This is a genomic window from Stieleria marina (assembly GCA_007741555.1).
GTDB lineage: Bacteria > Planctomycetota > Planctomycetia > Pirellulales > Pirellulaceae > K23-9.
In genome coordinates this window covers 637,731-650,828 of record CP036526.1, presented here as the reverse complement: position 1 = coordinate 650,828, position 13,098 = coordinate 637,731, and the positions used below count along the sequence as shown (strand labels likewise).

The 13,098-nt window shown below is 54.6% G+C and carries 9 protein-coding genes; 4 read left to right on the top strand and 5 right to left on the bottom strand.

What is annotated here, in order from left to right:
- Positions 1-27 precede the first annotated feature (27 nt).
- The 4 genes from K239x_RS02340 (at position 28) to K239x_RS02325 (ending at position 7,136) form a co-directional block, all read left to right on the top strand.
- Entirely contained in the window at positions 28-939 is a 912-nt protein-coding gene (locus K239x_RS02340; protein ID WP_419189580.1) for a TIM barrel protein, read from the top strand.
- 300 nt (positions 940-1,239) lie between these two features.
- On the top strand, positions 1,240-3,843 hold the full coding sequence (locus tag K239x_RS02335) for a hypothetical protein (protein WP_145416075.1): 2,604 nt from the start codon (positions 1,240-1,242) through the stop codon (positions 3,841-3,843).
- Between the two features lie 132 nt (positions 3,844-3,975).
- On the top strand, positions 3,976-5,400 hold the full coding sequence (locus K239x_RS02330) for a magnesium chelatase ATPase subunit I (protein WP_145416074.1): 1,425 nt from the start codon (positions 3,976-3,978) through the stop codon (positions 5,398-5,400).
- Positions 5,401-5,432: 32 nt separating this feature from the next.
- Positions 5,433-7,136: a vWA domain-containing protein gene (locus K239x_RS02325; protein WP_145416073.1), complete on the top strand. Its 1,704-nt coding sequence runs from the start codon at positions 5,433-5,435 to the stop codon at positions 7,134-7,136.
- 329 nt (positions 7,137-7,465) lie between these two features.
- Here K239x_RS02325 and K239x_RS02320 read toward each other — a convergent pair whose 3' ends face one another.
- From K239x_RS02320 to K239x_RS02300, 5 genes are all read right to left on the bottom strand, one after another.
- Positions 7,466-8,416, bottom strand: coding sequence for a sulfite exporter TauE/SafE family protein (locus K239x_RS02320; RefSeq protein ID WP_145416072.1), 951 nt, complete (start codon positions 8,414-8,416; stop codon positions 7,466-7,468).
- A gap of 519 nt (positions 8,417-8,935) precedes the next feature.
- Positions 8,936-10,450 (bottom strand): proline--tRNA ligase, encoded by a 1,515-nt coding sequence (proS, locus tag K239x_RS02315; protein ID WP_145416071.1) that lies wholly within the window; start codon positions 10,448-10,450, stop codon positions 8,936-8,938.
- 91 nt (positions 10,451-10,541) lie between these two features.
- Entirely contained in the window at positions 10,542-10,985 is a 444-nt protein-coding gene (locus K239x_RS02310; protein ID WP_145416070.1) for a hypothetical protein, read from the bottom strand.
- Between the two features lie 10 nt (positions 10,986-10,995).
- Positions 10,996-12,324 (bottom strand): FliI/YscN family ATPase, encoded by a 1,329-nt coding sequence (locus K239x_RS02305; RefSeq protein WP_145416069.1) that lies wholly within the window; start codon positions 12,322-12,324, stop codon positions 10,996-10,998.
- A 72-nt stretch (positions 12,325-12,396) separates the two neighbouring features.
- On the bottom strand, positions 12,397-13,092 hold the full coding sequence (locus K239x_RS02300; protein WP_145416068.1) for a FliH/SctL family protein: 696 nt from the start codon (positions 13,090-13,092) through the stop codon (positions 12,397-12,399).
- Positions 13,093-13,098: the final 6 nt, after the last annotated feature.

The following is a 13,098-nucleotide window of genomic DNA, read 5'->3' as shown; positions in this document are numbered from 1 at the left end:
TCAACCAATCTCAGCAAGGCAACTCTCGTGAAACGACGTGAATTCTTAGCAGCTCAAGCTGCCATCGCAGGCGCAGCAACGATAGCGCAAGTTGGCGCGCAGGAGCAAAGCCAGCCAACCAAGTCAGCTGCTACGAAGACTTCCAGCGGCAAGGTCCGACAGAGCGTCATGGGTTGGTGTTTCAAGCCAATGGACGCGGTGACGCTGGCAAAACACTGCAAGCAAATCGGTATCGAAGCGATCGAGGGAATTTCCGCCACCGACTATGACGCCGTCACCAAACTTGGCTTAAAAATATCGCTCGTCGGTAGCCACGGATTTGCCAAGGGACCACTCGACCCTGAGAACCACGCCGAGGTCGAAAAAAAGCTGCGTGATGGGATCGACCTGGCCGTCAAATACAACGTGTCAAACGTGATCACCTTTACAGGCATGCGTAAGGAAGGCGTCAGTGACGCAGCTGCACGCAAAAATTGTTTGGACTGCTGGAAACGCGTTGTCCCCTACGCCGAGGAGAAGAAAATCGGCCTGGTTCTGGAACACCTCAACAGCGAAAAACACTACGACGAAAACGGCAACGTTCACCCGATGAAAGGACACCCCGGGTATTGGGGGGACGATTTGCACCTTTGCGCGGAGCTAGTCAATGAGGTTGGATCGGACAGTTTCAAATTATTATTTGATATCTACCACGTCCAAATTATGAACGGCGATTTGATTCGAAATATCGGCCGCTATCACGATCTAGTGGGTCACTATCACACCGCAGGCAATCCAGGTCGCAGAGAATTGGATGATCTGCAAGAAATTAACTATCCACCTGTGATACGTGCGATAATGGAGACTGGATACCAAGGCTATATCGCTCAGGAATTCATCCCATCGGGCCCCGACCCAGTAGCATCACTAAAGCAAGCTTTTGACGTCTGCAACGTGTAGACGGGCGTGAAGGCAAGTGGAAACGTCTAACAGGACGTGTGTTGTGGCAGTCGGGGACTGAGGGAACAGGACTTCGCAAAAACGCTCAGCGGCATTTGCGGTCCGAATGGATCGCAGCGGGAACCAGTTGTCCCGTCATGTGTCCAATAGCCAACGCCGTTTCACACCCTGCAAACACCCTCCACCTCATTGCCTGTAAGGACACAACCATGATTTGATCAGACACTGGGACCGCCTTGCCCGTTGGGCCAGAGAGGTCGCGTCATCTGATCAATTGCATGCTGGTTTGTGCACCTTCCTATGAAAAGCCAACCTAACGGACCGAACGGAAATCGTCCGCCTAGCGGTGATCTGGACGAAAATCGAAAGCCTGTCGCGCGTCAACGTGCCAACCGGCTGGGGAGAACTACGTCACGCCGCAAGGCCGCGAAGCCACCAAAGAAAGAAGCGTTGCCGTCGAACTTAATTTCTTCGGTTGATTTTCACGCGCTCGGCCTGCGCCCCAATGAATGCCGGCTGTCAATCATTCGCCGCGCGGCATCTCGCAATTGCCGAACGCTTGCTGCAAAGCAACTGAAATCGCCGTCATCAAGAACAAACCTGCAGCTCTACCGCGTCGCTATTTCGACCTATCGCCTGATGGATCCGCGGAAACGGACGGATCATCATCAACGCGCCTTCGTCGGTCGGATCTTGCCCAACGCTTTGCTGAGCGCCGGACGCACGCAATTTTCGGCTGGGATTTTCAGTCCACCGCCAGTGATGGAGGATGCCTTACAATCGCCGCCGTTGAGTCCCACGGAGCATCTCGACGAATTACCGATCGACTTGACGGAGGAAACCGGAGAGTTCTTTTATGACGCATCGGATGTCAGCCAAATTTCGTTGGCGCATGGGTTGGAGTTGGACAATGGCATTGCCAGCGCACTGAGCTCCGATGACTTGCTCAGCCCTGGCATCTTTCATCGCAGTGTTCGTCGAATTCGTTCTTTGAAACGCCGCACGGTTTTGTCTTTCGCGACTGTGGCAACGTTGCTGTTGATCACCACAGGAGTCTTTCGCTTCAACAACGATCGAAATGATCTCGTCGCACCCGATGCGATCGCTGCCCAAAGCATCCCGTTGCAGCTGGACCCGCTACGGCCGGACGCAACGCAGCAGGAAGCCGCAGCCCCTTCCATTTCCAATTCAATCGTCTCCAACAGTGACGGCTCCGCTTCGCAAACTCCCACTGCGGATTCGGCTGATGCCGCTTTGCCAGCTTCGGCCACGATTCCTACCGACAGCACCGATACTGTTGTGCAAAATGAATCGGCCACCGAGTTGCCTGGATCGAAAGAGATGGTCACGGAAGCATCTGTGCCCACCGAACCCGTCGCACCGCTGCTGGCGGCTTCGATGCCAGCTCAGTCGACGGCCCCTTCGACCGGTCCTTCGGACGCCATTGCGAAAACACCCGAGGAAAGTCGCTCAGCGTCTACGCTGGATCCCGCGATGATCGATGACTCTGTGTTTTCACCGGAGCCGTTTGCTGAAATGGCTGATTCGGCGACGACGATTCCGCAAGCAGCACCGATCACGCTTCAAGCGATACCTGCCCCGGCGGACATCAGCGATGTTTTCGCAAATCTAAAGCAGCTGATTCCTGAGCTAGATCAAGCTCTGACACGAGAGCGCGCGACGGACGTTCTGGTGTCGTTGAATGACTACGCCGCTGCAACACAGACGACTTCCCCAGAAAATTGGACGGCGCGAACGGTCGCTGCCAAAATCCAATGGCTGTCGGGCAGTGTTGAAGACGTCCAAAAAACGTTGGCGCCTTTGTGCGAAGTGTTTGACATATCCATGGAAAAACTGCTGACGGATTCGTTCGTTCAATCGGTTTACTTGAGCGAAATGAGTGACGCTCAGCTTCATCGATTTGATGAAGGCATCCGACTCTACGATTTCCTACTCGTCGGCGAAGCGTTTGACTTAGCTGGCAGCGTGCAATCCGAATTGGCTCGATCGGTCGACTTTCTTGACGAAGATTTTTATCGACAAGAGTTGCGAGACTTTCGTCGTGCGTCCGAGCAGATGCAACGAATGAAATCCAATGCGACTGCGATGATCGATCTTCCCCATGGTAACGAACTGGCAGCGCTCGCCAATCAAGACACCATCACGCCAAGCCAAGCAAGTGTTGCCGGAAATTACCTTTGCCTAATGCAACGGCGATGGAGCAAAGGCTTGGCATGGGTGGCAGCTGGCAGCGATGCTCGTCTGTCGACCTTGGCAAAACAGGAACAACTGCTCAACAGCGATTCGACAGCCAAAGAGCGGATCTCCGTTGCTCGTCGTTGGCTTACTGCATCTCGCAGCCGCTCCGGACGAGGTGCCGATTCGATGCTCGCTCATTCGCTGAGTCTCTTTCAGTCTGCGAAAGCATCTGCCAACGAAGTCCAGCAAATCGAACTGGACAGCATCGTGTCAGAAATCGAGCAATCCTTGCCCGGGTACCTGACGCGTCCCGTCGCATTTGACGACCAACAACCAATCAAAACGTCGCCACCCAGTGACGACGAATGGCCGACGGACCTCGATTTGCCGAACGAGAATCCAGTCGATACGCGAACCACACAACCGACTGAGGGTGCCGTCGATCGCGCAGACGAAACGACTGACAAAGTCGAAGAGAGCCCTGCAAAGTCCAATGACGAATCACCGGTGGCTCCCTCCGATTCTGTTCTTCCCAATCTGGAAGACAATTTTGATGCCGCTGATTTTGATGCCCGTCGTCGAATCAGCCAGTCGCGGTACAGCCGACGCCATGCCGTTGAGATTGAATCACCGATCGATCGCCGAGAGCCGTATCGCCCAGCAATGCTAGGCAAAGTTCCGCCGCGTTCGCGCTTCGCGTTCTAGGAACTGTCGATCGAGTCGGCACTGGCGAATTAGGCTTCTTCTGTACGTTTTGACGTCTTCGGGCATGCCTTCGCTACCCATCGCGCTATAATCCGAGCACTGAATTATTTCTCGCTACGGATTTGAACACGCATGAACGCCATCATGGCTGCCCCCCAGGCCACCACGCTCAAAGATCTTCTTAGCAGCGGGTGGGAATCAAAAACGGTTAAACAAGAACTCCGTGACAATTTCATTCGGATCTTAGCCGCTGGCGAAGAGCTCTTTCCGGGAATTGTCGGCTACGACGACACCGTGATTCCTGAAATCAATCTGGCGCTCCTGTCGGGGCACGACGTCCTATTTTTGGGTGAAAAGGGGCAAGCGAAAAGCCGAATCATGCGCATGCTGGTTCGCTTTTTGGATGAATGGATCCCTTACATTGATCATCCAGAACTGCCCGTCCACGAAGACCCAACTAAACCGATTTCTTCGCTGGGACGTCGCTTGATTGCTGAACACGACCCCGAAGACATCAAGATCGCGTGGTGGCATCGCAAAGATCGCTATGCCGAACGGCTTAGCCCGGGAACCAAGTTCGCAGACATCATCGGCGAGATCGACCCAGCCAAGCTGACCGGTGGCGTCAGCATGAGCGCCGAGGAGGCTTTATCGTTTGGTCTTATTCCGCGAATGCACCGCGGGATTTTTGCGATGAACGAATTGCCCGAACTCGACGACTTGGTCCAAGTCGGCTTGTTCAACATTTTGGAAGAACGCGACGTTCAGATCCGCGGTTACCCGATCCAGTTTGAACTGGACTTGTACATTCTTTTCTCTGCAAACCCATCGACGTACAACCGCAGCGGAAAAGTCATTCCGCAATTGAAAGATCGTATTGGCACCATCGTGCAGACGCACTATCCAAGCGAGCGCGATCAGGGGATCGAAATTTTGCAGCAGGAAGTCGGCGAAGACTTAGGCGGTGAGTATCCCGTTCAAGTGCCGTACTTTATGTTCCAAATTGTCGAAGAGATCACCAACCAAGCGCGACGCAGCAAGTACATCGATCAAGCCTCGGGTGTTTCCGCACGATTTTCACTCGCCAATTTCCGCACCATCGTCGCGTCGGCTCGGCAACGGGGAGTCATTCATCAAGAGCGCCCCGCCGTCCCTCGAATCAGTGACCTGGGTCACATCTATTCCAGTTCACTTGGCAAATTGGAATTGGACCTGATGGGAACGCACCAGATGAGCGAAAAGCAAGTCATGGATGCCGTCATGGCGCAAGCGATCGAAGTCGTATTCCGCGAATATGTCGAAGAGCATGGTTTAGGCGAGATCGCAGAAATCTTCCGCGGCGGTGTCCGGGTCGAAGTCGGCGACATGCTGCCCAGCAGCGAGTATGCCGAACGTTTGAAAGTCGTGCCGCCGGCCTGGGACACAGCGTTCGAGGTCAATGCCAGCGATAACGAAGCGGTGCGCGCCAGTTGTGTCGAATTTGTATTGGCGGGTCTTTACAGCATGGACAAAATCAGCCGGGCCAATCGGCATGGCAAGATTGAATACGAATTTTAAGATCCTGGACGATTCACTCACGAGCACGAACTATGTCGACTCCCTATCGCCCCGGCGGTGTGATCCATTCGTATCAGAAATACGATCCCACTCAGTTTCCGCCTCCTAATCAACCGCCACCGGACCTGGTATCGCCGGCGTTTGAACAGGCATTGATGTATGGGAACTATCGCGAGCTGACCGAAGAAGAATTGGCCAATGCGGTCAAGATCGACCCGAGCCAAATAGCAGGACTCGGCCCCAACTTGGATATGCTGCGCGCGATGTTGGAAGAGCGGAAACGCAAGATCTTGGAAACATACGAGTGCGATAGTGTTCAGAAGAAAGCACGCAAGGCATTCCACAATTCAACCAAGAACCTTCAGGTCCCCAAGAAACTGGAGAAGACTTTCCGTCGAGCCGTCAATCAAGAGCAGCCCTATTTGATGGAGGCACTGTGGTACCAGGCCGACGACGACAACGGTCAACTGGCGCGAGGGATCCTGCAAGTCACCCAGCGGATGGAAGACAAGCACAACATCCAAGAGCTGTTGAGCAAGTACGATTTCACTGGCAACGAATCGATGACCGTGTCCAAGGCGTTGGATGTCAAGATTGAGCTGGAGAAGATTGACGAACTACTGAAACAGCTCGAAGAAGCCGCCAAGAATGCTCAAATCGGCATCATCGACATGGAAGCGCTCGGCGAGTTTGCTCAACCGGGCGACATGGAACAGCTGGAAGAGATGCGTCGCCAAGTCGAAAACTTGGTTCGCGAACAGGCCGAACGCCAGGGGCTGGAACGCAACGCCGATGGCGGTTTTCGCCTGACACCCCAGGCTTACAAAATCTTTCAAGGACGACTGTTGGAGCGAATTTTCAGCGAATTGGCTCCGTCGCGAACAGGCCGTCACACGGGCGACGTTGTCGGCGAAGGCGCTGTCGAACTTCAACAGACCAAGCCTTACGAATTCGGCGATAGCGTCGCCAATATTGATTTGCCACAAACCGTCGTCAACGCACTGCTCCGGCAAGGTGACGAACGGCCGATCCGACTGCGTGGTGATGACATCGTTGTGCACAAGACTCGCAATCATCCCAAGTGCGCGACTTGCGTGATTATGGATATGAGCGGTTCGATGCGTTACGACGGACAGTATGTCAATGTTAAACGCATGGCGCTGGCGTTGCAGGGATTGATTCAAACCGAATACCCAGGCGACTTCCTCCGTTTCATTGAGATGTACACGTTCGCCAAACTGTGTCCGCCAGGCGAAATCATCAATCTGATGCCCAAGCCGGTAACAATTCACGATCCGTGGGTTCGCCTGAAGGCTGACATGAGCGATGCTGAGATTAGCGAACAACAGATCCACCCGCACTTCACCAACATCCAACATTCCCTGCAACTGGCTCGTCAAAACTTAGTCAACTCAGACACGCCGAATCGTCAGATTGTGCTCATCACGGACGGATTACCCACGGCGCATTTCGAGGACCAATGGCTGTACATGCTGTATCCACCGGATTCACAAACGGAGGAAGCCACGATGCGCGAGGCGGCCCTTTGCGAGCGTGAGGGCATCACGATCAACATCTTCTTGATCCCTAGCTGGTCCCAAAGTGAAGAGGATGTTCGATTCGCACACCGGATGGCTCAGATGACCAAAGGACGCGTGTTCTTTACCGCTGGAAAAGATCTGGATCGCTTCGTTTTATGGGACTACGTGCAGAACCGTCGCGACATCATTGCCTAGCGCAGCCGGTTCCTGTTTTCGCATGGGTGAAACGACCAAGCGGAATTTAAACCACCGCACACCGGCGTGAAAAGTTTGCCTGTCATTGATTTGCAAAATGTGCATCGAACAACGAAGCGGCTTCCACACACGCAGTCGCCATGTCGCCCGATTCTTGTGCAAACCAACGGGCAAATCCGGACACATCCACGCAAAGACGGTTTCGACAAAACATCTGCAGGGTTGCAGAATCCTCTGTGGTTCTACCGTGAAGTCCAGCCGCTCAATGGTTTAACAAGAGACAACTCTGGCGAATCAAAGTACCTCTACAAACGAAGTCGACGGCGTTTTCAGCGCCCAATTGGCGACCGGTTTTCATCGAGTCTTGATTGTCGGCAATGGAGCATGGCCCAGAAGCACAAGGTCGTCACGACGATCGCGGCGACCATGACTGTGACCATTTGGCTGGTGAAGGGAACCAAAATTAGCGTCGATGTGACTTCAGCAATGATCAGGCAAAGAACGGCGATGATCAGCGTGTCGCGATTGATTTGGAAAAGCACCCATGCGCCCAAAGGTGCGCCGAAGATGATGATGGGAATGCAAACGATCCAATAATCCTTCGCGACGCCGATGTCTTGCAGGATAACGCCGTGAAAGAAAAAGCCGACCAACGAGTTGAAGGCCATGATCAGAATGGTGGTGGGCGTGGAGGTCTTTTCGTCCAACCCAAAGTAGAGCGTCAATACGATGAACGTGATCGCATCAGCACCGGCACCGGTGTACGCCGTAAAGAATCCACCAACCACGCCGACTGACAACAAGAGCAATCGCCTGCGAGTGTTCCAAATACTGATCTGGTCGATCGGTTTCCAGTGCACGCCCCAACGCGAAATCACCATGGCGACGCCGAACACCGCCAGCATCAAAGTGAACAGCACTTTGGGATAGGGATTGGGCGCGACAAATACGAACGTCCCCAGCGTCATTCCCAGCACACCGCCGACGCAAGAGTACGCTAGGACTCGTGGCAGAATCTTGATGCCTCGCAGCCAAATCGTGAGGGCAGCCATGGTCATTCCAACCGACTGCAACATCAGCCCAACCGTCCGCGCATCGGTTGCCGGCATGTGGAACACTTTGGTGAAGACCGGGAATGCGACCGCAGCTCCTCCTTGGGGTGTCGCCCCTGCAATGAACGACCCAAACAACATCGTCACTGACATAGGCCAGTATTCGGCGAACAACCCCCACGAGTCGCTGTACGTCAGGTAGCCACCCCAGAGAAACACAATCAGCATGACCGCGGCGAAATAGATCCGCGACGCATGCCTTGATGTTTTCGAGGCCGAGGAACCAGCAGTCGTGATGGAAGGTTCTTCCAAGAGGTCGTGCAATGAAGTGATGGAGCGAGGATTGTCAAAGATGGCTCAAAAGCCGTCCTTTAATTGAAATCGCTCGTTCATTGCCTGTGCGTTCAGCGTCGCCATCCATCCCAAGGAAATCGGCAAAAAACGGCGTTTGAAGCGGTTTTAACCATTATGGGGGCGCTAATCACGTGCCTTTATCGGGCACCGTGAAGTAAGCAGAGCTAATTCCAGGGAAGAGAATTGGGATGCACCCAAGACGGATCTTTGAACGTTCAGAGTGAACGTGCAAGGTAATCGTGCAATGGATTGACGGGACGCTGGAAGGCACCCCCGGCGCTCCAGCGTTTCAGGCAAACATTCGCCAAAGCGTTGCTGGCAAAGACCTCCGTGCTGGAGCAGATGAAGCTCCGTTTCTGTATCGATTGCTCGATCGACACTTCAACGGCAGCATCAATACGCCTTGGCGAAGATCGCTTTCTTGGCAGCGGGTTTTCCCGTGAAGAAACAGGTCCCGGACTTATCGTTGTCGTCGCGAGGAACACAACGGATGGTGACCTTCAGCTCTTTCAACAAGTCCTCGATCGAGTCTTCGTCGGCGAAGTGGCAGTAAGCAAACCCACCATGAATCTCAGGGTTGTCTGCGTTCTTGGGTGTGAAGAACGCGCGGAAATCAGCTTCGTTGGTGATGGACACGGTATTGTCGCTCCGCAACTTTGCCGCTCGATCGAACAATCCTTGCTGAATATCGCCCAACACGGTGGCGACTCCAGCGACGAATTCGTCTCGCGTCATCCCGTTGCTTTTCGGTTGATCACGACGACCTACAAAAACGGAGTTCTTTTCCATGTCCTTGGGCCCGACTTCCAAACGAATCGGAACGCCACGTTTGACATGATGCCATTTCTTTTCGCCACCTCGAATGTCTCGATCATCGATTTCGACGCGAACGGGAACATCGTTGTATTTCTGATCGGCCAACTCTTTGCGAAGCGATTCGACGTACTCCAATACAGGACCACGTTGTTCGTCGTTTTTGTAGATCGGCAAAATGACGATCTGTGCCGGTGCAAGTTTCGGCGGCAGCACAAACCCATCGTCATCGCTATGCGTCATGATCAGCGCACCGACCAATCGAGTAGAAACGCCCCAGCTGGTCGTCCACGCAAATTCGCGTTCGCCAGCTTCGCTTTGGAACATGATCTCCTGAGCTTTGGAAAAATTCTGACCCAAGAAGTGACTGGTGCCGGCTTGAAGCGCTTTGCGATCTTGCATCATCGCTTCGATCGAAAGTGTTTCGACCGCGCCGGGAAATCGTTCCGCAGGCGTTTTCGACCCGATCGTAACCGGCATTGCCATCCAGTTTTCGGCAAAGTCCGCATACACATCGATCATCCGCTCGGTTTCTTCGACGGCTTCTTCGCTGGTCGCATGCACGGTGTGGCCTTCTTGCCAAAGAAATTCAGCGGTGCGCAAAAACATTCGCGTGCGCATTTCCCAGCGCACTACGTTGGCCCATTGGTTAATCAGAATCGGTAAGTCACGGTAGCTTTGCACCCATTTGGCGTACGTCGCTCCGATGATCGTCTCGCTGGTGGGACGAACGATCAAGGGTTCGTCCAGCTTGCCCGCAGGACGAAGCCCGCCCTTGGGATCTGGTTCCAGACGGTGGTGAGTGACGACAGCGCATTCTTTGGCAAATCCTTCGACATGCTCTGCCTCTTTTTCCAAAAAGCTCATCGGAATGAACAAAGGAAAGTACGCGTTTTGATGGCCCGTCGCTTTGAACATGTCGTCCAACGCGCGCTGCATGTTCTCCCAAAGCCGGTAGCCCCAAGGCTTGATCACCATGCAACCGCGGACGGGCGATGATTCAGCCAAATCGGCAGCACGAATCACTTGCTGGTACCACTCCGGATAATCTTCGGCGCGGGTGGGTTGGATAGCGTTTTTGGGTGCTTTGGCCATGGAGGCGTTCTCGATAGGTTTGGTCTAATTTGCAGATGCAGATTTTGGTTCTCAGGCGGCCAGATGCCTAGCCCAGGCAACCCGTGGGTGGCTAGGCCCGGCGACGCTGAAACGCCACAGAAGCCTGCTCGTCGTATTCTCGTTGCAGAGCTCGGTCCCGCTGACACCGTTGCTTGGCCAGTTCAGCGGCCTGAAGTTTTTCCATGCGACGGACGTCTTGTTGGATTTTCAACAGTTCGGAACATCGCAGTTCAAGCTGTTGGTTCAGTGCTTTCTGGTGGTCGCCCAGGATTTCATGCTGAGAATCCAACAGCGAATCTTGGCGATCGATCCGCTGTAGTTTTTCCACGGCAAGGTGCCCCGCGGCGCTGACGCTGGCCTGATCGTGCAGGGCGATGCGTTGCTTTTTGATGGCAGCGAATTGCTCATCGATCGACTGGCGCTGCAGATGCAAGGCCGCGATCTCGGACTGAGCATTGTCTCGTTGCTGTGTGTGCCACTGCAGCAGCGATGCAAAGCGAAGTGATGATGACACAGGTGATCTCCTACGAATTGGCGAGCTGAGCTAAGTCGCAGAAAGTCTGGTCCATCGCAGCAATCTCATCGGTGTCTTGCTGCATGAAGGATCGCAACGATTCCTGTTTTTCGATTGCACGATCCACGCGAGCGTCTGTTCCTGAGCGATAGGCGCCAATCGAAATCAGATCGCGGTGCTGCTGGTAGTCACTCAAGAATTCTCGACTGCGAGCCGCCGATGCGAGATTCTCTTTGGTCACCAGATGGGGCTGCAATCGGCTGATGCTATCGAGCACATTGATGGGTGGCCAATGCGATTGCGCGGCCAACGATCGATCCAACATAATGTGTCCGTCCAGCAAACCGCGTAGCGCATCGGCGACGGGTTCGTTGGGGTCATCGCCTTCGACCAACACGGTGTAGAACGCAGTGATGGAGCCTGATTTTGTGCGGCCGGCGCGTTCGACCAATCGGGGCAACTGGTTGAACACACTTGGTGGATATCCGCGCGTCGTGGGAGGCTCACCAGCTGCCAAACCCAATTCGCGCTGCGCGGTTGCTAATCGCGTCACCGAGTCGATTAACAGCAAGACGTCTTCCCCTTGATCGCGAAACGATTCAGCAATCGCGGTCGCGGTCGATGCGGCCGTGACACGCTGTGCTGCCGGAGCGTCGCTGGTGGCAACGACGACCACACTTCGCTCTCGGCCTTCGGCGCCCAAGCTCCGTTCCAGAAACTCTTGGACTTCGCGGCCTCGTTCGCCAACCAAACCGATCACAATGCGGTCGGCCTTTGTCCCGCGCGCCAACATGCCCAACAGGGTGCTTTTTCCAACTCCCGATCCGGCAAAGATTCCCAGCCGTTGTCCGCGTCCACACGTCAAGAATGCATCGATCGTGCGAACCCCCGTTTGAATCGCCGAATCGATTGGCGGACGCGCGAGCGAATGAGGGGGCGTTTGATGGGTATCAACCGATCTTAATCCCTGCGGGAGCGGTCGTCCGTCAAGCGGGTTGCCAAACGCATCTAAGACACGTCCGCACAGCTCCGGCCCCACGCGAATTTTGCACGACGAATCGACCAATCGCACGGTCTGACCGGCCGATACCGAACCAAGATGCTGAAGCGGCGAAAGCACGATCCGATCCCGATTGAATCCGATGACCCGCGCCAATGAGTTTTGGTCAGCTGATGTGATCTCGCAAACACTGCCGACCGGCGCGGACATGCCCTGTACTTCAACACAGTCGCCAACCAGCGCCGCGACTTGGCCGTAGACCTGAAGCAATGACGCTTGGTTGATTCGCTCAGCAGCCACAGAGGGATCTAGTCGTGGAGGCTGGAGAAAATCTGGCATAGTTTGTTTGGTGGTGAATTTGTGAGTGAGAGACAATCGGCTTGGCTGGATCCGCGAGAGCCCAACCGCCCGTTAAGCCAACAACTCTTCGAGCCGTTGCAGTTGGGCTTGGAGACCCGCATGAATTTCACCGCCACTTTGCCGCACAACAATTTCCGTCAGACCGACGCTTTCGTCAGGTTCGACAAACGTCTGTTCCGGCAGATCGGGCGACGAAAGCATGTCGTCGAGCGATTGGCCAATCAGAGCCAATGTTTCGGGATGGACGGCGACGGTCAAATGGCTGGCAGAACGCGTGCTTTGAACGGCCTGTTTTGCCCAAGCGACGATGAGCTGCGGATCGTAAGCTAGTTCACGTGAAAGGATTCGCCGAGTGGCTGCCAAGACCGTTGCGGTCAGCGATTCAGCGTATTGGTCCATCCAGCTTTGGTGGATCGATTGAATCTGATCCAGCGCGCTCTGCACCAAATCCAAACCCGACTGCGCGCGATCAATGGCCGCGGCCTGTAGGCGGGATTCTGCGTCCACGGCGGCCTGGGCTAATCCGTCTTTGTATCCCTGCTGCTGAGCGTCTTTGCGGATCAAAATCGCCTCTGCTCTGGCGGACGCCAAAATCTGATCGGATTCCTGCTGTGAGTGATCGAGCTGGCGGCGGCCTTCGTCAGCCAAATCGCTGAGATTGAAACCCGCCAGTCCCGAAATACTCTTTGCAGCTTTGGCTACCAAGGATTCGCTGCACGCTGAATCGGTTTTGAAGACGCTTGCCATTTCGTG

Coding starts and splice junctions, on each gene's coding strand:
- K239x_RS02305 (WP_145416069.1), bottom strand. CDS start 12,324: ATGCCAGATTTTCTCCAGCCTCCACGACTAGATCCCTCTGTGGCTGCT.
- proS (WP_145416071.1), bottom strand. CDS start 10,450: ATGGCCAAAGCACCCAAAAACGCTATCCAACCCACCCGCGCCGAAGAT.
- K239x_RS02320 (WP_145416072.1), bottom strand. CDS start 8,416: ATGCTGATTGTGTTTCTCTGGGGTGGCTACCTGACGTACAGCGACTCG.
- K239x_RS02330 (WP_145416074.1), top strand. CDS start 3,976: ATGAACGCCATCATGGCTGCCCCCCAGGCCACCACGCTCAAAGATCTT.
- K239x_RS02325 (WP_145416073.1), top strand. CDS start 5,433: ATGTCGACTCCCTATCGCCCCGGCGGTGTGATCCATTCGTATCAGAAA.
- K239x_RS02300 (WP_145416068.1), bottom strand. CDS start 13,092: ATGGCAAGCGTCTTCAAAACCGATTCAGCGTGCAGCGAATCCTTGGTA.
- K239x_RS02335 (WP_145416075.1), top strand. CDS start 1,240: ATGAAAAGCCAACCTAACGGACCGAACGGAAATCGTCCGCCTAGCGGT.